The organism is Pseudomonas sp. ZT5P21, assembly GCF_054897785.1.
In genome coordinates this window covers 722071-743955 of the sequence record NZ_CM142705.1, presented here as the reverse complement: position 1 = coordinate 743955, position 21885 = coordinate 722071, and the positions used below count along the sequence as shown (strand labels likewise).

Here is a 21885-nt window from a genome sequence, read left to right as displayed (position 1 = left end):
CAAACTTGGTGCCGGCCACAGGCCGACAGGAAAACTCAAGAAGCCAGTGGCGATACTTGCCACAGCCCGTTCTGCTGAATCAATTGCCGGTCGCAGTCCGCTTCACGGGCGGCGGCCAAAGGTTGTCCAGGCAATGCCTGAACGACACGCTGACCCTCACTGCGCAACTGGCAAACCTGCTGCCAGAGTGCCGCATCCGTACTGTCAGGCATCCAGATACCGCCAGACGGTAGCTCGATTTCAGCACGCCCCAGGGTCACCAGGGTTTTCAAATCGGTAGAGAAACCGGTTGCCGGACGAGCACGACCGAAGTCAGCACCGATGTCGTCGTAACGACCGCCCTGGGCAATGGACTGGCCGACACCCGGCACGAACACCGCGAACACCACACCGGTGTGGTAGTGGTAACCGCGCAGCTCACCCAGATCGAAATACAGCGGCAGCTCCGGGAAACGCGTAGACAGACGCTCGGCAATCGCCAGCAAATCATCCAGCGCCGCCAGCACTGGCGCCGGCGCATTCGCCAGACGTACCCGTGCAGCATCCAGCACTTCACGGCCGCCACACAGGTCAACCAACGCTCGCAGCATGCCCGACAGATCGGCAGGCAAACCTTCGGTCAAGGTAATGACCTCGTCGATGGCCTTGCGTTGCAACGCATCGAACAACTGTTGTTCAACTTCACCGGACAAGCCGGCCGCGCGGGCCAGGCCACGGTAGATGCCGACATGACCAAGGTCCATGTGCACTTCCGGCACATCGGCCAGTTGCAACATGGCCAGCATCAGGCTGATGACTTCCACGTCGCTGCTCGGACTGGCATCGCCGTACAACTCGGCGCCCAGTTGAATCGGGCTGCGCGAGGACGACAAGGCACGTGGCTGAGCGTGCAGCACGCTGCCGGCATAGCACAGACGGCTCGGACCTTCGCGACGCAGGGTGTGCGCATCGATGCGCGCCACTTGCGGCGTGATGTCGGCACGGAAACCCATCTGCCGGCCCGATTGCGGGTCGATGACCTTGAAGGTACGCAGATCGAGGTCCTGGCCCGCGCCGGTCAGCAGGGATTCCAGGTACTCGATATGGGGAGTCACGACAAACTCGTAACCCCAGCTCTGGAACAGATCCAACACCTGACGACGCGCAACTTCAATGCGCGCCGCTTCCGGCGGCAGTACTTCTTCGATGCCATCTGGCAGCAGCCAGCGGTCTACCGTTGCCATTACGCCATTCCCCTATGGTCCGGGCGGCCAGCCTGTGGGCGAGCCTTGAGTGAAGCAGAAAATGATCGGCTCATGTGCAAACCACGCGCATAAACAACGTGGCGAAAAGCCTTAAAACAAGCTTCGCCTGCCACTTTCCTCGAAAAACCTGTCGAGTCATTCAACTCGGGCGCCTGCATAAAAATAACAATCAAACGTGCAGACGCAAAAAAGCCGGGAATTTCCCGGCTGCCGCATCATACACACGTTTTCCCAAAGGATCACCCCGCCCGAGGCTTTAGCCGCCAAGCGGGGGAGTGATTCAGGTCAACGTCGTATCAAGGCTTGGCTTTTTCCAGGTAACGGAAGAAGTCACTGCTTGGGTCGAGGACCATGACGTCGGATTTGTTCGCAAAACTTTCACGGTAGGCTCGCAGGCTACGGTAGAAACCGTAGAACTCCTGATCCTGGCCGTAGGCCTTGGAGTAAATCGCAGCGGCCTGGGCATCACCATCACCGCGAACCTCTTCGGATTCACGATAGGCTTCAGCCAGCAACACGCGGCGTTGACGATCGGCGTCGGCACGAATGCCTTCCGCCAGCTCGTTACCCTTGGCGCGATGCTCGCGAGCTTCACGCTCACGCTCGGAACTCATGCGCTCGAAAACGCTGCGGTTCACTTCTTTCGGCAGATCAATGGCCTTGACCCGAACATCGACCACTTCGATGCCCAGCTCTTTTTCCGCCATCTTGTTCAGTGACGCGGTGATATCGGTCATCAGCGCATCGCGCTCACCGGACACCACTTCGTGCAGCGTGCGCTTACCGAACTGGTCCCGCAGGCCCGATTCCAGACGACGGGAAAGACGCTCGTCAGCAATCTGCTTGAGGCCGGAGGTCGCGGTGTAGAAGCGCTCGGCATCTTTGACGCGCCATTTGGCGTAGGCATCGACCATGACGGCTTTCTTTTCCAGCGTCAGGAAGCGTTGTGTCGGTGCATCCAGGGTCATCAGGCGTGCGTCGAATTTACGCACCTGGTTAACGTAAGGCACTTTCACATGCAGGCCTGGCTGGACGTCGGCCTGAACCACACGACCAAATTGCAGCAGCACCGCACGCTCGGTCTGAGCCACGATGTAGAAGCAGTTCCAGGCTGCAATCGCCACAACGACGACCACAATAAGGGTGATCAGCGATTTATTGCTCATCAGCGACTCTCCCTGGTACGTGATGGCTGTTGCTGCAGATCAGCTGCCGCACGCGCATTCGCTTCATTGCTGGTGGCTGCCGCACCGGTCACCGGAGTGCTGGTGTTGCGACCACTATCGACCATCTTGTCCAGCGGCAAGTAGAGCAGATTGCTCTGGCCATTCTTGTTGCCGGTCACGAGTACCTTGCTGGTATTGCTGAAGACTTCCTGCATGGTGTCCAGGTATAGACGTTCACGGGTCACTTCAGGGGCCTTGCGATACTCGCTGACCAGTTTGGTGAAGCGATCAGCCTCACCCTTGGCGCGCGAGACGGTTTCGTCACGGTAACCGTTGGCATCTTCGATGATGCGCTGGGCCTGACCACGGGCTTCCGGCACGACGCCGTTGGCATAGGTTTCAGCCTGGTTGCGCGAACGTTGCTCGTCTTCACGGGCGCGGATCACGTCATCGAAGGCTTCCTGCACTTCACGCGGTGCGGCTGCGCTCTGTACGTTGACCTGGGTGACAGTGATACCGGTGCGATAGGTGTCCATGAAGCGTTGCAGACGCTCCTTGATCTCGCTGGCCATCAATTCACGGCCTTCGGTCAGCACCTGGTCCATCGCGGTGGAACCCACCACATGGCGCAAGGCACTTTCGGTCGCGTGCTGCAGGCTGATTTCCGGCTGATCGACGCTCAGCACGAAGTCCTGCAGGTTGCTGATCTTGTACTGCACGGTCAGCGGCACTTCGACGATGTTCTCGTCTTCAGTCAGCATTTGACCCTGCTTGGTATAGGCACGCTCACGCGTGACGTTTTCCAGGTACTTGCGATCGAGCGGCGGGAAATAGATGTTCAGACCCGGGCCGACGGTTTCGTAGTACTTGCCGAAGCGCAGCACCACGGCTTGCTCCTGCTCGTCGACGACATAGACCGCGCTGTACAGCCACACGGCCGCCAACACGACCAGGCCGATGCCGAGCAGACCGCCGAAGCCGCCACTCCTGCCCGAACCACCGCCGTCATCACTGCGTTTCTTACCACCACCGAACAACCCGTTCAGGCTTTCCTGCAGCTTTCGGAAGGCCTCGTCGAGATCCGGTGGTCCCTTGCGGTCGCCGTTATTGCGGCGCTTGCCACCCCAAGGATCCTGATTATTCGAGTTGCCACCCGGCTCATTCCAAGCCATAGCGCTCTCCATCTGATAAAGCAAAGACGCACCCACGGCGCGCCGACCAATGCTACAGAATGCCTGTCACCACGGCACAACCGCTTTCTCAGGCTTTTATTGCAAAGTGTGTTGTTCGATGAAATCCATCGGCTGCAATCCTTCGCGGCTCACCAGACGATTCAACTCGATCCGTGGCAAACGAACGGCCAGCAGGCAGATGCCTTCTTCGTCGTGCTCTTCTTTCTGTACTGCACCGAGTTCGAAAAACTGCGCACGCAGTCGAGCAAATCGTTGCGGCAAACGCAAGGTACCCACAAACAAATCATCGCCGAGCAGTTCGGCCACAGCCTGCTTGAGCAAATCCAGGCCGCTACCGTCCTTGGCCGACAACCAGACCCGCTGCGGCTTGCCATCGGCATCGCGCTGGATCTGCGGCTCTACGCCCTCGAGCAGATCGAGTTTGTTGTATACCTCAAGGATCGGCAAGTCTTGCGCCCCGATCTCCCCGAGCACCACCATGACCTGTTCAATCTGGGCCATACGCTCGGGCTCATGGGCGTCGATCACGTGCAGCAACAGATCGGAGTTGCTCGACTCCTCGAGCGTAGCCCGAAATGCCTCGACCAGTTTGTGCGGCAGGTGGCGAATGAAGCCCACGGTGTCGGCCAGCACGATCGGTCCGAGGTCGTCGAGTTCGAGTCGGCGTAGCGTCGGGTCGAGGGTGGCGAAGAGCTGGTCAGCGGCGAAAACGTCGGAATCGGTCACCGAGTTGAACAGTGTCGATTTGCCGGCGTTGGTGTAACCCACCAGTGAAACCGTCGGAATGTCAGCCCGTTTGCGCCCGCGACGAGACTGCTCGCGCTGGCTGCGGACTTTTTCCAGGCGCCCCTTGATCTGGCGCAGGCGAACCCGCAACAGGCGCCGGTCGGTTTCGAGCTGGGTTTCACCCGGGCCGCGCAGACCGATACCACCCTTCTGCCGCTCAAGGTGAGTCCAGCCACGAACCAGCCGCGTACTCATGTGCTCAAGCTGGGCCAGTTCGACCTGGAGCTTGCCTTCATGGGTGCGGGCGCGTTGGGCGAAAATGTCAAGAATCAGACCCGTGCGGTCGATCACGCGACACTCGAAAACACGTTCGAGGTTACGTTCCTGACTGGGCGTGAGGATGTGATTGAAAATCACCAGATCGACCTGTTCGGCTTTGACCAGGTCGCGTAATTCCTCGACCTTGCCGCTGCCAATCAGGTATTTGGCGGTTGGCCGATGACGCGGCACGTTGAAAAACGCGACGGTCTCGGCGCCTGCCGACATTGCCAACTCCTGAAACTCCTGCGGATCTTCGCGCGCCTCAGGGTCCTGACCATCCAAGTGAACGAGAATTGCCCGCTCACCACCACCGTGGCGCTCAAAGAACAAAGGAGACTCCTATCAGGCGTTACCTGGCTCAGCGTCGCCTGCCTCGGATTCGGTTGCGCTAGGCAGACGAATCGGACGAACCGGCACCACTGTAGAGATAGCGTGTTTGTAAACCATCTGGCTGACGGTGTTTTTCAGCAGGATTACGAACTGGTCGAAAGACTCGATCGTGCCTTGCAGTTTGATCCCGTTGACCAGGTAGATGGAAACCCCCACTTTCTCTTTACGTAAAGTATTCAAGTAAGGGTCTTGTAGCGAATGCCCTTTTGACATGTGCCGCACTCCTTTAAGGATTCAATATAAAAATAGGTAAACAGATGGCTTGGGGCCGTCACACCCCCAAGGATAGACGGCAATTGCAAGGACTCAGCTCAATATGGAGATGGTCCCCAGGTATTTCAAGGCGCGCGGCAGATTGTCGCAATCCAGGCTGTCCAACCAATGTAAATCAGCCCAACTGCGCAGCCAGGTGAACTGACGTTTTGCCAATTGGCGCGTGGCAATGATTCCACGCTCCCGCATCTCGGCTTGCGTCAGCTTGCCATCCAGGTAGTCCCAGACTTGTCGGTAGCCTACCGCACGTATAGACGGCAACCCGGAATGCAGGTCACTTCGCTCACGCAGGGCTACGACCTCGTCAATGAATCCCTGTTCCAACATTAACGTGAATCTTTGTTTAATTCGCTCGTGCAATACCTGACGATTTGCCGGAGCAATGGCCAAGTTCGCGACAGTATAGGGCAATTGTTGCAGTCCCGAAGCGGCTGCTTCAGTACTTTGCGCAGATTGTCGCAGTCTCAGCTCGGTCATGCTCTGACCGCTGACGCGATAAACTTCCAGTGCTCGACTCAGGCGCTGAGGATCGTTCGGGTGAATACGTGCTGCGGATTGCGGGTCGACAATCGCCAATTGGTCATGCAGGGCTAGCCAGCCAAGGCGCGCAGCTTCTTCTTCGATCTGCGCGCGGACTTCAGGATCGGCGGCAGGCATGTCCGCCAGCCCTTCAACCAAAGCCTTGTAATAGAGCATTGTGCCGCCCACCAGCAGCGGAATTTTGCCGCGCGCGGTGATGTCGGCCATGGCTTCGAGGGCATCACGCCGGAAATCAGCAGCGGAATAGCTCTCTGCCGGGTCGAGAATGTCGATCAGACGGTGTGGGAATTCGGCCAGAATCTCTTTCGAGGGCTTGGCGGTGCCGATGTCCATGCCGCGATAGACCAGCGCCGAATCGACACTGATCAGCTCGCAAGGCAAGACTTTGGTGAGTTCGATGGCCAGGTCGGTCTTGCCCGCTGCGGTCGGGCCCATCAGGAAAATCGCAGGAGGGAGCTGGTTCATCAGCGACCGCGCAGGAACAGTTTGTCCAGATCGTCCAGGCCCAGCTGGGTCCAGGTCGGTCGGCCATGGTTGCATTGACCGCTGCGTTCGGTGTTCTCCATATCACGCAGCAGACCGTTCATTTCCGGCAGGGCCAGACGCCGATTCGCGCGAATCGCGCCGTGGCAGGCCATGGTGCCGAGCAATTCGTTCAGGTGCGCCTGAATGCGGTCGCTGGTGCCGTACTCCATCAGGTCCGCCAGTACGTCGCTGACCAGACGATTGGCCTCTGCTTGCTTGAGCAAGGCCGGGATCTGCCGGATCGCCAATGTTTCCGGACCAAGACGCTGCAACTCGAAACCCAGACGCTGAAACCACGCCACGTTTTCTTCGGCGCAATCGCCTTCGCGCTCGCTCACCGCCAACGATTCCGGGACCAACAGCGGCTGACCGCTCAGGCCTTCGCTGGCCATGGCGATTTTCAAGCGTTCGTACATGATCCGCTCGTGCGCGGCGTGCATATCCACCAACACCAGGCCCTGGGCGTTTTCCGAAAGAATGTAGATGCCTTTGAGCTGCGCCAGCGCATAACCCAGCGGAGGAATATCGTCCTGACCGGCCGGCAGCGCGACGGCGCTGGCTTCTGGCAACGGCGCAAAAAATTCACGATACGCTGCCTGGGCTTCAGCCGCCGGCACGCCCGACTGAGGACGCGGCGTGTATTGATACTGATAACCGGCGCCAGCGCCGGAACCCGCCGCGGTGTTGAACGACGGTTGTGGCTGAGGCTGCTCAAGCAGCGCATTGGCCGCCAGACGCATTTCGCCTTGGGGACCGAACTCGCCGGCGTCGATGCCGGTTGGTCGCACGGTCGCCGTTGCTACCGGCGCAGCCAAATGATCATCCGGCCGCACATCCCCCAGGGCGCGATGCAACGTGCCGTAAAGAAAATCGTGGACCATGCGTCCGTCACGGAAGCGCACTTCGTGTTTGGTCGGGTGCACGTTGACGTCGACGCCCGCCGGATCGACTTCGAAAAACAGCACGAACGTCGGGTGCCGGCCGTTGAACAGAACATCGCGATACGCCTGACGCACCGCGTGGGCCACCAGTTTGTCGCGCACTGCACGGCCATTCACGAAGAAGTACTGCAAATCCGCCTGGCTGCGGTTGAACGTCGGCAAGCCAACCCAACCCCATAAATGCAGACCATTGCGCTCTATCTCGATCGGCAGCGCTTGCTCGAGGAAACCCGAACCGCAAATCGCTGCCACACGCCGGGCGCGGGCCGCATCATCGTGGGCTTCGTGCAGGCTGAGGATGGTTTTGCCGTTGTGGCGCAAGTGGAACGCCACATCGAAACGCGCCAATGCCAGACGCTTGATCACTTCTTGCAAGTGATCGAATTCGGTTTTTTCGGTCTTGAGGAATTTGCGCCGCGCCGGGGTGTTGAAAAACAAGTCGCGCACTTCCACCGAAGTGCCCACCGGGTGGGCGGCCGGTTGTACGCGGGGCGCCATGTCCCGGCCTTCGGTTTCAACCTGCCAGGCCTGATCGGCATCGCGGGTGCGCGACGTCAGGGTCAGGCGTGCCACGGAACTGATCGAGGCGAGTGCTTCACCGCGAAACCCGAGACTCATGACCTGTTCGAGATCTTCCAGGTTGCGGATCTTGCTGGTGGCGTGACGTGCCAGGGCCAGCGGCAGGTCATCGGCAGAAATACCGCTGCCATCGTCGCGCACCCGCAGCAACTTGACGCCGCCCTGCTCCACGTCGACATCGATACGCTTGGCGCCGGAGTCGAGGCTGTTTTCCAGCAGCTCCTTGATCACCGAAGCCGGGCGCTCGACCACCTCGCCGGCGGCAATCTGGTTCGCCAGTCGCGGGCTGAGCAGCTCGATGCGAGCGCTGTTGATGACGGCCTGATTCATTCTTTGGACGCCAGTTCGGTGCCGGGAATGGTCAGGGTCTGACCGACTTTCAGCTCGTCACTTTTCAGGTTGTTGGCACTGCGCAAGGTAGCCGGGGACACTTGATAACGCACGGCAATCATCGCCAGGGTTTCGCCCGGATTGACCCGGTGATCCCGTGGACCTTGGGCGATCTTGCCAGAGTCACGCAGCCAGGCAATGTAAGTGCCCGGTGGCGGATTCTGCTGGAAGAACTGACGCACGCCGCTGCTGATGGAACGTGCCAGCGCCTGCTGGTGGTTCGCTGCGGCAAGTTTCGACGCTTCGTTGGCGTTGGAGATGAATCCGGTTTCCACCAGGATCGACGGGATGTCCGGCGATTTCAGCACCATGAACCCGGCTTGTTCCACACGCTGTTTGTGCAGTGGCGTGACGCGACCGATGTTGCTCAGAACCTTCTGGCCAACGTTCAGGCTGGAGGTCAGGGAGGCGGTCATCGACAAGTCGAGCAGAACGCCTGCAAGCATGCGGTCCTTGTCGTCGAGGCTGACGTTGCCGGCGCCGCCGATCAAGTCGGAACGGTTTTCACTGTCGGCCAGCCAGCGGGCGGTTTCGGACGTGGCCCCACGATCGGACAGGGCGAACACCGACGCACCGAACGCAGCGGTCGAAGGCGCGGCATCGGCGTGGATTGAAACGAACAGGTCGGCGCCCTTCTTGCGGGCGATTTCCGTACGGCCGCGCAACGGGATGAAGTAATCGCCGGTGCGGGTCAGTTCGGCGCGGAAGCCTTTCATACCGTTGACCTGACGCTGCAATTCCCGCGCGATTGCCAGTACCACGTCTTTTTCACGTTGGCCGCGAGAGCCGGAGGCGCCCGGGTCTTCACCGCCGTGGCCGGCATCGATGACCACGACGATGTCGCGCTTGCCAGCCGGTGCGGGCGGCAGCTTGACCGGGGGATCTATCGGGGTGACCGGGACCGGGGCGACAGTCGCGACGTTGGTCGGCGCAGGAATCGGCGCGGCGTCGGCCGCGTTATCGAACAGATCGACCACCAGGCGATTGCCGTATTGGGCGTTCGGCGCCAGGGTAAAGCTTTTGGGCGTGACGGCTTTTTTCAGGTCGATGACCACGCGCAGATCGGTCGGCGTGCGTTGGGCCGAGCGCATGGCGGTGATTGGCGTGTTCGAAGCATTGACGTTCAGGGGTGCTCCGAGGGTCGCACCATTGATGTCGATAACCAATCGATCCGGGGATGTCAGGGTGAAAACGCTGTGTTGCACCGGCCCGGTCAGGTCGAACACCAACCGGGTGTTGTCCGGCGCCCGCCACAGGCGAACGCTGTTGACCTTTGTTTCGGCCACAGCGTTGACGGTTACCGCCAAAAACAACATCCCTACGGCAGCTACCATCGCGCGAAAGCGCATACCTGACCCCATCATTTAATTGGATTCCAATGCCAAAGCGGCACACCACGACTCGCCACGCGAGCCCTGGGACAAAATTTTCAGCGAACGCCCGCTGCCTTGCGGGCTAATGGTAATGGTCAGGTCGGGCTTTGGCAAAAAGCCTGCACCTTTGCGGGGCCATTCGATCAGGCACAATGCGTCGTCTTCGAAGTAGTCGCGGATGCCCAGGTACTCCAGTTCCTCAGGGTCGACCAAACGGTAGAGATCGAAATGGAAGGCGCGGATCTCACCGATTTCGTAGGGCTCCACCAGTGTGAAGGTCGGACTTTTTACTGCGCCCACATGCCCCAAGCCACGGATGATGCCCCTGGACAGCGTGGTTTTCCCGGCGCCCAGATCCCCCTCAAGGAAAATCAGACCATGCCCTTCGGTGGTTCGTGCAATGCGTGCGCCAAACGCAGTCATCGCCTCTTCATCGGCCAGGTACAGGGTTACTTCAGACACGGTGCTTGCTCCTCCAACAACTGACGAATGGCTGGAATCAGATCACTGGCCGCCAGCCCACGGCCCGATTTACCTTGTTGCGCGCCGGCGTTGGCGTGCAGCCAGACCGCCAGGCAGGCCGCGTCGAACGCTTCCACACCTTGGGCCAGCAAGGCGCCAACCAATCCGCCCAGCACATCGCCAAGTCCGGCAGTGGCCATGGCCGGATGGCCTTGATGACACAACGCCAGGCGCCCGTCGGGACTGGCGATCAGGCTGCCGCTGCCTTTCAGAATTACTACAGCTGTATATTTTTTGCTCAATGCGTGAGCAGCGGACGGACGGTCGGCCTGAACCTCTGAGGCACTGATCCCGAGCAACCGCGCCGCCTCCCCCGGATGCGGAGTGATCACGCAGTCCTTGGGCAAACTCACACGTTCTTCGGCCAGCAGGTTCAGCGCGTCGGCGTCCCAAACTTGCGGCAACGGCGCATTTGCCGCCACCGACAACAGACTGCGCCCCCACGAAGCCTGCCCCAGGCCCGGCCCCACGACCAGCACGGAAACCTTTTGCAGCAATCCCATCAATTGATTGGCTGAGGAAGTGCCAAGCACCATGGCTTCGGGGATTCGGGCCAGCACAGCGGGCACATGTTCGCTACGAGTGGCCACCGACACCATGCCCGCGCCACTGCGCAGGGCACTTTGCGCGCTTAACAGAATGGCTCCGCCGAAACCGCGATCACCGCCAATCAGCAAGACGTGGCCGAACTTGCCTTTATGGGCAGTCGGCGCACGACCCGCCAGACGCGGCAAGTTGCCGGCCGTCAGCCGACGCGCACTGAAGGCGACTCCGCTTAACGCCTCAGGGGTAGCTTGCAGATCATTGAAAACCAGTTCGCCAACCACATCCGCCGCGTCGCCCGTAAACAGCCCCAGCTTTAAACCAATGAAGGTCACGGTCAGATTGGCCCGCACCGCAGCACCGAGCACGAGCCCTGTATCAGCACAAAGCCCCGAAGGAATATCCACCGCCGCAACCGGCAGGCCGCTGGCATTGATCGACGCGATGACGCTGGCGTAAGGCTCTCGCACCTCGCCAGTCAAACCGGTGCCCAGCAAGGCGTCCAGCACGACACCGCGCAATTCCGCCTGCGCGCTCCAGTCTTGAATGGCAACGCCTTCGGACAGGGCGGCGGCATGGGCTGACTTGGCATCACCCTGCAAACGCTGGGGATCACCGGCCGCCAACACGCGCACATGCCAGCCTGCACGCTTGGCCAGGACCGCGACCAGATAACCATCACCGGCGTTATTTCCGTGACCGGCGACCACCGTCAGTTCGTTGGCCGCCGGCCACTGCCGGACCAACGCCCGCCAGGTCGCCCGCGCGGCACGCTGCATCAATTCGAAGCCCGGCGTTCCCGCCGCAATCAGGCTCGCATCGAGGGCTCGCACTTGCGCGGCGCTGTACAGCGCGTCGGGTAAATCATCTTTAGTGTGCGGCATGCGTCTTCGGGCTCCGATGTCTGGCAGAATTATACGCACCTCAGCTCCGGTTTCTCTCGCCTCATGCCCGCTATTACCACAGACCTGCCCGCCCTCGCCCAATCCATCAAGGACTGGGGCCGCGAGTTGGGCTTCCAGCAAGTCGGCATCAGCGGCCTGGATCTGGCCGAGCATGAGCAGCACCTGGAGCGCTGGCTTGCAGCCGGCTACCACGGCGAAATGGACTACATGGGCGCCCACGGCAGCAAACGCTCACACCCGGAAGAGCTAGTGCCCGGTACTTTACGCGTGGTTTCCCTGCGCATGGACTACCTGCCCGGCGATACCCAAATGGCGCAATTGCTGGCTCAACCGGAAAAAGCCTACGTCTCGCGTTATGCCTTGGGCCGCGATTACCACAAATTGATCCGTAAACGCGTGCAACAACTGGCAGAAAAAATTCAGGCAGTCATCGGCCCGTTCGGCTACCGCGCGTTCGTCGACAGCGCGCCGGTGCTGGAAAAAGCCATCGCCGAACAGGCCGGTCTTGGATGGATCGGCAAAAATACGCTGGTCTTGAATCGCAAGGCCGGCAGCTACTTCTTCCTCAGCGAACTGTTTGTCGACCTGCCGCTGCCGGTCGACCCGCCCCACAGCACCGAACATTGCGGCCGCTGCACCGCATGCCTCGATGTCTGTCCGACCAACGCCTTTGTCGGCCCTTATGTTCTGGATGCCCGACGCTGCATCTCCTACCTGACCATCGAACTGAAAAACGCGATTCCCGAAGACTTGCGGCCATTGATCGGCAATCGGGTATTCGGCTGCGATGACTGCCAGATCGTCTGCCCGTGGAACCGCTTCGCTCGCCCGTCCGGTGAAACCGACTTCAAGCCACGGCACAACCTGGACAACGCCGAACTGGCCGAATTGTTCATGTGGGACGAGGACAAGTTCCTCAGCAGCACCGAAGGCTCACCTTTACGTCGCGCCGGTTACGAGCGCTGGTTGCGCAATCTGGCGGTGGGGTTGGGTAACGCGCCGTCGAGCATTCCGGTGCTGGAAGCGCTGAAGGCGCGGCGCGAGTATCCGTCGGAACTGGTCCGCGAACACGTAGAGTGGGCCCTGAAACAACACGGTCAACTGTAGGAGCGAGCTTGCTCGCGATGGACTAGAAAGCGCCTCGGGGTGTCAGGTTCGCAGCGTTATCGTTTACGTCCATCGCGAGCAAGCTCGCTCCTACAAGTGCCGCGTCAAGCTTCGTCGTTGTAGACAAATTTCGGCATTTCCCAGTGGAAACGGATCGCCAGCAGCCGCAGCAAAAAGCCTCCAAACAGCGTGATCAGAATTGCCTGTTCTCCCGGTACATTCAGATAAAGGCACAGCATGTAGCACCACGCCGCGGCGAAGGACACGCTGGCGTAGAGTTCGCGGCGGAAGATCAGCGGGATGTCGTTGCAGAAGATGTCGCGCAGGATGCCGCCGAATACCCCGGTGATCACGCCACTGACCGAAGCCACCAGCATGCCGTGACCCATTTCCAAAGCGGTCATGCAACCGATCAGGGTGAATGCCACCAGCCCTACGGCGTCGAGCACCAGAAACAGCGAGCGCAAGTGACGCATCCAGCGCGCAGCGAAGATCGTGAACATGGCCGCAATCGATGTCAGTACCAGATATTCCGGGTGTTTCACCCAAGTCAGCGGGTAATGGCCGAGCAACACGTCGCGCACCGAACCGCCGCCCAACGCCGTGATGCAGGCGATCAACACCACACCAAACCAGTCCATGCCACGACGGCCGGCGGACAGGGCGCCGGTCATGGCTTCGGCGGTAATGGCGATCAGGTACAGCATCAGCAACATGGTGGCGGTCCTTGCAGGAAGGCGCGCAGTCTAGCCATTTCGGTGCAGCACCAAAAGAGGGCAAGAACAGACTCTGAGTACCTGTGGCGAGGGAGCTTGCTCCCGCTGGGCTGCGCAGCAGCCTCATTTCCTGACAACGCATACCTTCAGATAGACCGCGCCAGCCGATTTACGACTGCTTCGCAGCCGAGCGGGAGCGAGCTCCCTCGCCACAAAAGCCTCGCAGCATCAGAACTTGATGAAATGCTTGCGGTAATGCTGCAGCTCGGCGATCGATTCGCGGATGTCGTCCAGCGCCAGGTGGGTGCTGCCCTTTTTGAAACTGTCGCGCACGTCCGGTGCCCAGCGCGCTGCCAGTTCTTTCAGGGTCGAGACGTCGAGGTTGCGGTAGTGGAAGAAGCTTTCCAGGGATTTCATGTGCGTATAAAGGAAGCGACGGTCCTGGCAGATGCTGTTGCCACAGATCGGCGACTTGCCTTTCGGCACCCACTGCTCCAGGAAGGCAATGGTCTCGGCTTCCGCTTCGGCCATGCTGATGCGGCTGTCGCGAACTCGCTGGGTCAGGCCCGAACCGCCGTGTTGACGGGTGTTCCACTCATCCATGCCAGCGAGGATTTCATCGCTGTGGTGGATGGCGATCACCGGCCCTTCGGCCAAGGTGTTCAAATCACTGTCGGTGACGATGGTGGCCATCTCGATGATGACGTCGGTATCAGGGTTCAGACCGGTCATTTCCAGGTCGATCCAGATCAGATTCTGCGGGTTTTGCATGTGTCGGCTCCTAGGCAATGCTGCGCAGTTTAGCCTAGGCAGATGGCCGGGCGTGCTAAACTCGCGGCCGTTTTACCTAATCGCTGCATTCTTCATACGGAACACCCATGGCCAAACGCCAACTCAATCGTCGTCAAAACTGGCGCATCGAAAAAATTCAGGGCGAACGCGCTGCCCGCGCCGCCAAACGCGAGTCCTCCGCTGTCGAGGCACTTGAAGGTGGCGACCTGGGCCCGGAACAGACGGGCCTGGTGATTGCGCACTTTGGCGTTCAAGTCGAAGTCGAAGCCCTTGAAGGTGAACTGGCCGGCCAGGTGTTCCGCTGCCACTTGCGCGCCAACCTGCCGGCGCTGGTGACCGGCGATCAGGTGGTCTGGCGTGCCGGCAACCAGGGCATCGGGGTGATCGTGGCGCAACTGCCGCGTAAAACCGAACTCTGCCGTCCGGACAGCCGTGGCCAGCTCAAGCCGGTGGCGGCCAACGTCGATATGATCGTCATTGTCTTCGCGCCGTTGCCCGAGCCTCACGCCAACCTGATCGACCGCTATCTGGTCGCTGCAGAGCACGCCGGCATTCGGCCGCTGCTGCTGTTGAACAAATTCGACCTGATCGACGAGCAGAACGCGCCGGCGCTGAACGCCTTGCTCGCGGTTTATCGCACGCTGGGTTATCCGGTGCTGGAAGTGTCGGCGCACCACGGCAACGGCATGGAGCAACTTCAGGAACAACTGGACGGGCGCATCAGCGTGTTCGTCGGCCAGTCCGGTGTCGGCAAGTCATCGCTGGTCAACAGTCTGCTGCCGGAAGTCGAAACCCGCGTCGGCCCGCTGTCCGAGCTGTCCGGCCAGGGCACTCACACCACCACCACCGCGCGGTTGTTCCACTTCCCCGGTGGCGGTGAGTTGATCGACTCCCCGGGCATCCGCGAATTCGGCCTGGGCCACGTCAGCCGCGCCGACGTCGAAGCCGGTTTCATCGAGTTCAACGATTTGATCGGCACTTGCCGCTTCCGCGATTGCAAGCACGACCGCGAACCGGGTTGTGCATTGCTCATCGCCCTGGAAGAAGGCCGCGTGCAGCAGCAACGGATGAACAGCTATCGCTCGATTATTGCGAGTTTGCCGGAGAGCAGCTATTAAGCAGCCCTGATCATTTTCGTGACGCCGCGAAAATGATCAGCAACCTTCAATTCGAAACGAAAAAGCCGCGAATATCGCGGCTTTCTCGTTTTCAGCGTGCGGCTTTTTCCAGCGTCCAGCCCAGCACATCCAAGGCATCACAGCCGTCTTGAATTAACATGTGTGCAGCATTGGCGAAATGCTCCAGGTCGTGACCTTCGGCTTCTTTGACGCACAGGCAAGTGACGCTGTTGAGCAGATTACGCGCGGCTTTGAGTCGGTGGACGGCGGTTTCGAGGAGGTCGGCAGCGCGGGCTTCGGTGTCGATGTACAGGGTGGGGCCGACGCTGAAGTTGCCTTGGAGCGGGTGGTACTTAGCCATGGTCAAAAACTCCAGATACGTTTAAGAGGTTTCATCTTTATTCGACCGGCTAAGATCGGTCACCACATTGGCAGCAACGGCGGAACTATAGGCAGATGCTTGCACGACTGAGAACCCCGGCACGAAATTTCAGATCGTTCCTACAGCTATCAATAATGCCCTCGGAAGCATCGGCACGGGATGAAGACGCAATCTCCCACCTCACAAACGACAGACAAAAAAAAGCCGACATCGCTGTCGGCTTTATTGTGGTCACTGCTTCGGCGGTTCACCCGGTTTCGGCGCCGGGTCATCAAACAGATTCAATCGCTCACGAAGCTCATGGGCCGGCAATGGTTCTTTATCCGCCGGCAACGCGTTCGGGTCGGCAGGCACTTCACCCGGGCCGCCCTGCCCTTGCGTCGGCTCTGTAGCCGGCTCCGCGCCTTGCGAACCTTCGATGGCACGCTGGGCTTTCTTGGTCAGCACGATAATGTCGATACGGCGGTTGACCGGGTTGAGCGGTTTCTCGCGATCGAACAAGGCTGACGAGGCATAACCGACGACGCGCGCCACTTGCTTCTCCGGATAACTGCCCGCCACCAACGCCCGACGTGCAGCGTTGGCCCGGTTGGCTGAAAGCTCCCAGTTACCGAAGTCGCCGGTGCCCGAGTATGGCTTGGCGTCGGTATGACCGCTGATGCTGATCTTGTTCGGCACCGCTTTGATGGTGTCGGCCATGGCCAGCAGGATGTCTTCGAAATACGGTTTCAGACGGGCACTGCCGGAGTCGAACATCGGGCGGTTTTCGGCGTCCACGATCTGGATGCGCAAACCGTCCGGCGTGATCTCGAACAGAATCTGGTCCTTGAATTTCTTCAGCTGCGGGTTCTCTTCGACCTTGTTCTGCAGTTCTTGCAGTAACAGTTCGAGGCGCTCCTTCTCTACCATCTCGGCCATGCCTTCGACCTGTTCGGCGTCGACGGTCACCTTGTCCGGCTGCGGCTGGGATTTCACCTCGGGGTTGAGGGTGTTTTCAGGCGCCAGGGTCGGCGAGCCACCCAAGTCAATGATGTAAGGCGTGCCGCTTTCGGAAAAGCCGACCGGGTCCTTGAAGTAACCGGCGATGGCGATCTTCTGTTCCGGTGTTGCGGTGGACAGCAGCCACAACACCAGGAAGAACGCCATCATCGCCGTCGCGAAGTCGGCGAAGGCGATTTTCCAGGCGCCCCCGTGATGCCCGGCGGCGATGCGCTTGACGCGCTTGATGATTATTGGCTGGTTATTTTCCATTGCTTAGCGACCACGAACCGCTTGTTCCAGCTCAGCGAAGCTGGGACGGTGCGCCGGGTACAGAACCTTGCGACCGAACTCCACCGCGAGCGATGGCGGCATACCGGACGCCGAAGCCACCAGCGAGGCCTTGATGGCTTCGTAGACGTTCAGTTCTTCCTTGGCATCGTGAGCCAGGGAGTGAGCCAGCGGACCGAAGAAACCGTACGCCGCGAGAATACCGAAGAAGGTACCGACCAGAGCCGCGCCCACGTGCAGACCGATGGAGGCCTGGTCGCCTTCGCCCAGGGAGGCCATGGTCACCACGATACCCAGAACGGCAGCGACAATACCGAAACCGGGCATGCCGTCGGCGATGCCGTTGACGGCGTGTGACGGATGCTCAAGGTCTTCCTTGAGGCTGTACAGCTCCATGTCGAACAGTCCCTCCAGCTCGTGGGGAGCCATGTTGCCAGAGGACATGATGCGCAGGTAATCACAGACGAACGCGGTCATGCGTTCGTCTTTGAGGACTGTCGGGTACTTGGCGAAGATGGGGCTCGCGGCGGCATCTTCGATGTCGCCTTCGATGGCCATCATTCCTTCGCGGCGGCTCTTGTTGAGGATCTCGTAGATCAATCCCAACACTTCAAGATAGAAGGTGTGAGTGAAGCGCGAACCGAACATGCTCAAGGACTTCTTGAGTACGTGCATCGTCATGTAGCCGGGGTTGGCCTGCAAGAAGGCGCCAAGGGCAGCACCACCGATGATCATCACCTCGAAAGGCTGGATCAGGGCGGCAATCTTGCCGTGGGAGAGCACGTATCCGCCGAGCACGCTCGCGAATACGACGATGATGCCGATTATTTTAGCCATAGGTAGGAGAGCACTTACTGAGTCGGGTTCAAGGTCATATTCGGAAGTTAAAAAATCTCTTCTTCTACTTATCGGCAAAACTGCGCCAGACTATAGGCAGTTCAGGCGAAAAGCCAATTTGGCCCGCTCCGGGCATAGGTAATGCAGACGGTGATCGCGTCCAACCATGGCTAACGAAACGAACGTTCCAACTCCAAAACCGACCACACTCCAAGGCTGGGTAAAGCTTCTCGATGGCGTGCGCCTGCCGGTTCCGCAGGCCAGTCATGATCGGGTCTGCAAGGCCATTCGCAACGACCGCAGCTCGCTGCGCGACATCGCCGAGCTGATGCAAGACAGCCCCGCCCTGGCCTTGAGCGTGATCCGCGAAGCCAACCGGCACACCCACGGCAGCATGACCGAGCCTGCGGAAAACCTTGAGGTGGCGATCAATCGCCTCGGTTTGAAGCGCACCGAAGAGTTGCTTGCGCGGCTGCCCGCGGAACCGGAATCGGACATTCCCGTGGCCCTGCGCCAGTTGCAGATGATCAGCCAGCACGCGACGCAACAGGCCAACGGTTTTTTCGCCGCTCGCCTGGCGCGTCTGTGGCAGGACATCCACTGGGGCAGCCTGCTGTTTCTTTCGCCGCTGTGGCCCCTGGCGCTGACCCATCCGCAACTGCTCGAAGAATGGGAGTTGCGGGTCATCCATAAAGGCGAGTCGGCGCGCAAGGTCGAGCAACAACTGTTCGGCGTCCGCCTGCTGGAAATCGCTCAGGCGCTGGTAGAGATCTGGCACCTTCCGATCTGGGTGCAACAGGGTTACAAAGCGTTGCTCAACGAACAGCGGGAACTGGTGAAAGTCCTGCGCATTGCGCGCGACAACGATCATCCATTGCGCCAACAGAACCGTCTCGATGACGATCCGACGCTACGCCGCTGGCTCAATCAACCGGCCAACACGGTGCTGCTGGCAAACGGACTGGCGCTGTCGGCGCAACAGGCCTGGGACAGTCCGCACAGCGAACGCTGGCAATACCTGACCAGCCTTTACCTGCAAATGCCGATGGACGAGGTGCAACAACAATTGCACCAGCAGGCCGCCAACAGTGCGCGCCAACACGCCATGCCAGACCTCTGGCACCCAGCCGTTTCGCTGCTCTGGCCGTGGGGCATGCACCGCGTTCACGCAGGCCTGCTGCCGGCCCCGGCGCCGACCGCCGAAGACCTGGCGAAGTGGCGCGCACAATGCGCCGAGCTGCTGGTGGAGCCGAGCCGTTTCACCAATGCCATGCACTTGACCAACTCGGCCCGTGACGCGCTGGTCGCGTGCGGCATGCGTCGGGTGATGATCCTGATGGCCGACCGCGCGCACGCCAATCTGCGGGTGCACCAGATTGCCGGGTTGCCGAAAGAAGCGGCGGGTCTGAATTTCGTGGTCAGCCAAAGCACCGTGCTGCAACGCCTGCTCTCGCAGCAAGCCCAAGTGCGCCTGACACCGGCCAACAACGCACAATTTTCGGCGCTGCTACCGGCCAGCCTGCGGTCGCAGTTCGGTGGCGAACACCTGTTGTTACGCTCGCTGGTCAACAACGACCGCGTGATCATGATCGTGGCGGCAGATCAAGGCGGCGGACCATTTTCTGAAATCACCGTGCAGGCCTTTGGCAAAACCGCGCAGTGCATCGAGAAAGCCCTGCACAGCTTTAGCCATCGCGGCCAATGACCCGCTACAATCCACCCCTTTGTGCTCTGGAGACCTCACATGTCTGACTTCTCTGGCTTGCCGCTGGTGATCGAACCGAGCGACTTGCTCCCTCGCCTCGATGCCCGCGATCTGATTCTGGTGGACCTGACCAGCAGCGCCCGCTATACCGAAGGGCATGTTCCCGGTGCGCGCTTTGTCGATCCGAAACGTACGCAACTTGGCCAACCGCCTGCGCCAGGCCTGATGCCGCCGCAAAACGCACTCGAAGCGTTGTTCGGTGAACTGGGCCACAATCCCGATGCGGTCTACGTCGTGTATGACGACGAAGGCGGCGGTTGGGCCGGGCGTTTTATCTGGCTGCTGGATGTCATCGGCCACAGCAAATATCACTATGTCGACGGCGGTCTGACGGCCTGGCTGGCGGAAGGCATGCCCATGTCGATCCAGATTCCGCCCGCGGTCGGCGGCCCGGTTGCGTTGACCCTGCACGACGAACCCACCGCTACCCGCGAATACCTGCAAAGCCGTCTTGGCGCGTCGGACCTGGCCATCTGGGACGCGCGTGGACCACTGGAGTACTCCGGCGAAAAAGTCCTGGCGGCCAAGGCCGGACACATTCCTGGTGCGGTCAATTTCGAATGGACCGCGGGCATGGATCAGGCGCGCAACCTGCGAATCCGCAAGGACATGCCGCAGATCCTCGAACGACTCGGGATCAGCAAAGACAAAGAAGTGATTACCCACTGCCAGACCCACCACCGTTCTGGCTTCACCTATCTGGTGGCCAAGTCCCTCGGTTATCCGCGGGTCAAAGGCTACGCCGGCTCCTGGGGCGAATGGGGCAACCATCCCGATACGCCCGTAGAGATTTAAGGTTTTTAAGGACAGTTAATGAATAAGCGTTTGTTTATCCTCAGCCAATACCTGCTGCCTCACCACTTGCTCTCGCGACTGGCCGGCTGCATCGCCGAATGCCGTGTGCGCTGGTTCAAGAATGCGTTCACTGCGTGGTTCGCCAAGCGTTATCAGGTGGACATGTCTCAGGCTCTGGTCGAAGACCTGACGGCTTACGAGCATTTCAACGCGTTCTTCACCCGCGCATTGAAAGACGGCGCCCGTCCGCTGGACGAAACCCCGGGCGCGATCCTCAGCCCGGCCGACGGCGCCGTCAGCCAGCTCGGCCCAATCGAGCACGGCCGTGTATTCCAGGCCAAGGGCCACAGTTTCAGCGTGCTGGAATTGCTCGGCGGTGACGCCGCCAACGCAGCGCCGTTCATGGGCGGTGATTTCGCGACCATTTACCTGTCGCCCAAGGACTACCACCGCGTGCACATGCCGCTGGCCGGCACCTTGCGCGAGATGGTCTACATTCCGGGCCGAATTTTCTCGGTCAACCAAACCACCGCTGAAAACGTTCCGGAACTGTTTGCCCGCAACGAGCGTGTGGCGTGCATTTTCGACACCGAGCGCGGGCCAATGGCCGTGGTGCTGGTGGGCGCGATGATCGTGGCATCGATCGAAACCGTGTGGGCGGGGCTGGTAACTCCCCCGAAGCGCGAACTGAAAACCTTCCGTTACGACGAAGCTGCCCGCGCGCCGATCCATCTGGAAAAAGGCGCGGAACTGGGTCGTTTCAAACTGGGTTCGACGGCGGTCGTATTGTTCGGCCCTGATCAAGTCCAGTGGACTGAAGAACTGGCGGCGGGTTCGCCAGTGCAAATGGGCCAGGGCATCGGTTTGCCAAAGGCCTGATCCCCTGATCCGAACCCCACGAACGTCTTCGTGAGGTCGGACATTTCGGTGGTGCCGTTACTCTATCTGCCCGCGAAAGCCGATGGGGCCTTCGTTGGCGTAGGTATTGGTGCCACTGAGGTTTTTGCCTGCGTCATTAGAGGTCACGCTCAACGCGACAACGTTCTGATTATCCCGACCTCCGATGACCCATTTGCCACCCGGATGCCATGGAGCATCGTTGCCGCCCCACTGATTTTCAACGTTGTACTGGTTCTGGCCCGTGCGTTGAGCCTTGAAGCCAATGGGACCTTCACCCGAGTACGTCATGGTGCCGGTGAAGCTCTTGCCGCCATCGCTCGACTTGATCTCGATTGCGACAACCTTCTGGTTGTCCCGCCCGCCTAACACCCAGTCTCCGCCCGGATGCCAGGGTGCCGAACTACCGCCCCATTGATTTGCCACTACGTATCTAGACATAAACTTCATCTCCTTGAAGTTGCGAGAAACCTGCCCTGCGTAGGCAGCAGGCCGTACGACCGTGCGTTTCCAGTCGCACGTCTGTCAGATTAGTTGCACGCCCGAACCTCATTCGGCTGACAGACAAACGGTCGC

Annotated in this window: 21 protein-coding genes; 5 read left to right on the top strand and 16 right to left on the bottom strand. The window is 60.1% G+C overall.

Annotated elements, in window-relative coordinates; translation table 11 throughout:
• Positions 1 to 35: 35 nt before the first annotated feature.
• The 10 genes from ACYZT9_RS03385 to ACYZT9_RS03340 all read right to left on the bottom strand — a co-directional run bounded on the left by ACYZT9_RS03385 (position 36) and on the right by ACYZT9_RS03340 (position 11610).
• Positions 36 to 1223, bottom strand: coding sequence for an ATP phosphoribosyltransferase regulatory subunit (locus tag ACYZT9_RS03385; protein ID WP_462008570.1), 1188 nt, complete (start codon positions 1221 to 1223; stop codon positions 36 to 38).
• A 317-nt stretch (positions 1224 to 1540) separates the two neighbouring features.
• The gene (hflC, locus tag ACYZT9_RS03380) at positions 1541 to 2410 is read right to left on the bottom strand and encodes a protease modulator HflC (protein ID WP_462008569.1); all 870 of its coding nucleotides are present in this window, start codon (positions 2408 to 2410) and stop codon (positions 1541 to 1543) included.
• Complete coding sequence (hflK, locus tag ACYZT9_RS03375; RefSeq protein WP_462008568.1) at positions 2410 to 3582, bottom strand: FtsH protease activity modulator HflK; 1173 nt, start codon at positions 3580 to 3582, stop codon at positions 2410 to 2412. The genes hflC and hflK overlap by 1 nt, the downstream gene beginning before the upstream one ends.
• Positions 3583 to 3678: 96 nt before the next feature.
• A complete protein-coding gene (hflX, locus tag ACYZT9_RS03370) occupies positions 3679 to 4980 on the bottom strand; it encodes a ribosome rescue GTPase HflX (protein ID WP_462008567.1) in 1302 nt (433 codons plus the stop codon).
• Positions 4981 to 4992: 12 nt separating this feature from the next.
• The gene (gene hfq, locus ACYZT9_RS03365; protein WP_007902656.1) at positions 4993 to 5253 is read right to left on the bottom strand and encodes an RNA chaperone Hfq; all 261 of its coding nucleotides are present in this window, start codon (positions 5251 to 5253) and stop codon (positions 4993 to 4995) included.
• A gap of 93 nt (positions 5254 to 5346) precedes the next feature.
• The gene (miaA, locus tag ACYZT9_RS03360) at positions 5347 to 6318 is read right to left on the bottom strand and encodes a tRNA (adenosine(37)-N6)-dimethylallyltransferase MiaA (protein ID WP_462008566.1); all 972 of its coding nucleotides are present in this window, start codon (positions 6316 to 6318) and stop codon (positions 5347 to 5349) included.
• Positions 6318 to 8228, bottom strand: coding sequence for a DNA mismatch repair endonuclease MutL (gene mutL / locus ACYZT9_RS03355; protein WP_462008565.1), 1911 nt, complete (start codon positions 8226 to 8228; stop codon positions 6318 to 6320). The genes miaA and mutL overlap by 1 nt, the downstream gene beginning before the upstream one ends.
• Positions 8225 to 9604 (bottom strand): N-acetylmuramoyl-L-alanine amidase, encoded by a 1380-nt coding sequence (locus ACYZT9_RS03350; RefSeq protein ID WP_462010146.1) that lies wholly within the window; start codon positions 9602 to 9604, stop codon positions 8225 to 8227. The genes mutL and ACYZT9_RS03350 overlap by 4 nt, the downstream gene beginning before the upstream one ends.
• Positions 9605 to 9652: 48 nt before the next feature.
• Positions 9653 to 10123 (bottom strand): tRNA (adenosine(37)-N6)-threonylcarbamoyltransferase complex ATPase subunit type 1 TsaE, encoded by a 471-nt coding sequence (tsaE, locus tag ACYZT9_RS03345; protein ID WP_462008564.1) that lies wholly within the window; start codon positions 10121 to 10123, stop codon positions 9653 to 9655.
• A complete protein-coding gene (locus ACYZT9_RS03340) occupies positions 10111 to 11610 on the bottom strand; it encodes an NAD(P)H-hydrate dehydratase (RefSeq protein WP_462008563.1) in 1500 nt (499 codons plus the stop codon). The genes tsaE and ACYZT9_RS03340 overlap by 13 nt, the downstream gene beginning before the upstream one ends.
• Positions 11611 to 11673: 63 nt before the next feature.
• On the opposite strand from ACYZT9_RS03340, the gene queG reads away from it, so the two are divergent.
• The gene (gene queG / locus ACYZT9_RS03335; protein ID WP_462008562.1) at positions 11674 to 12738 is read left to right on the top strand and encodes a tRNA epoxyqueuosine(34) reductase QueG; all 1065 of its coding nucleotides are present in this window, start codon (positions 11674 to 11676) and stop codon (positions 12736 to 12738) included.
• A gap of 104 nt (positions 12739 to 12842) precedes the next feature.
• Here the strand turns inward: queG and ACYZT9_RS03330 are convergent, their stop codons facing one another.
• Positions 12843 to 13454: a trimeric intracellular cation channel family protein gene (locus ACYZT9_RS03330; RefSeq protein WP_462008561.1), complete on the bottom strand. Its 612-nt coding sequence runs from the start codon at positions 13452 to 13454 to the stop codon at positions 12843 to 12845.
• 228 nt (positions 13455 to 13682) lie between these two features.
• On the bottom strand, positions 13683 to 14225 hold the full coding sequence (gene orn / locus ACYZT9_RS03325) for an oligoribonuclease (protein ID WP_056746367.1): 543 nt from the start codon (positions 14223 to 14225) through the stop codon (positions 13683 to 13685).
• Between the two features lie 107 nt (positions 14226 to 14332).
• Here orn and rsgA point away from each other — a divergent pair, with 107 nt between their 5' ends.
• Positions 14333 to 15364: a small ribosomal subunit biogenesis GTPase RsgA gene (gene rsgA, locus ACYZT9_RS03320; protein WP_462008560.1), complete on the top strand. Its 1032-nt coding sequence runs from the start codon at positions 14333 to 14335 to the stop codon at positions 15362 to 15364.
• Positions 15365 to 15455: 91 nt separating this feature from the next.
• Here the strand turns inward: rsgA and ACYZT9_RS03315 are convergent, their stop codons facing one another.
• From ACYZT9_RS03315 to motA, 3 genes are all read right to left on the bottom strand, one after another.
• Entirely contained in the window at positions 15456 to 15725 is a 270-nt protein-coding gene (locus ACYZT9_RS03315; protein WP_462008559.1) for a hypothetical protein, read from the bottom strand.
• Positions 15726 to 15977: 252 nt separating this feature from the next.
• Complete coding sequence (gene motB / locus ACYZT9_RS03310; RefSeq protein WP_462008558.1) at positions 15978 to 16997, bottom strand: flagellar motor protein MotB; 1020 nt, start codon at positions 16995 to 16997, stop codon at positions 15978 to 15980.
• Between the two features lie 3 nt (positions 16998 to 17000).
• Entirely contained in the window at positions 17001 to 17852 is an 852-nt protein-coding gene (motA, locus tag ACYZT9_RS03305; RefSeq protein ID WP_462008557.1) for a flagellar motor stator protein MotA, read from the bottom strand.
• 166 nt (positions 17853 to 18018) lie between these two features.
• On the opposite strand from motA, the gene ACYZT9_RS03300 reads away from it, so the two are divergent.
• From ACYZT9_RS03300 to asd, 3 genes are read left to right on the top strand one after another with little or no spacing between them, the layout of a single operon-like run.
• Positions 18019 to 19557: an HDOD domain-containing protein gene (locus ACYZT9_RS03300; protein WP_462008556.1), complete on the top strand. Its 1539-nt coding sequence runs from the start codon at positions 18019 to 18021 to the stop codon at positions 19555 to 19557.
• A 39-nt stretch (positions 19558 to 19596) separates the two neighbouring features.
• Positions 19597 to 20412 (top strand): rhodanese-like domain-containing protein, encoded by an 816-nt coding sequence (locus ACYZT9_RS03295; RefSeq protein ID WP_462008555.1) that lies wholly within the window; start codon positions 19597 to 19599, stop codon positions 20410 to 20412.
• An 18-nt stretch (positions 20413 to 20430) separates the two neighbouring features.
• Positions 20431 to 21291, top strand: coding sequence for an archaetidylserine decarboxylase (asd, locus tag ACYZT9_RS03290; protein ID WP_462008554.1), 861 nt, complete (start codon positions 20431 to 20433; stop codon positions 21289 to 21291).
• 57 nt (positions 21292 to 21348) lie between these two features.
• Here asd and ACYZT9_RS03285 read toward each other — a convergent pair whose 3' ends face one another.
• The gene (locus tag ACYZT9_RS03285) at positions 21349 to 21750 is read right to left on the bottom strand and encodes a lectin OAA family protein (RefSeq protein WP_462008553.1); all 402 of its coding nucleotides are present in this window, start codon (positions 21748 to 21750) and stop codon (positions 21349 to 21351) included.
• Positions 21751 to 21885: the final 135 nt, after the last annotated feature.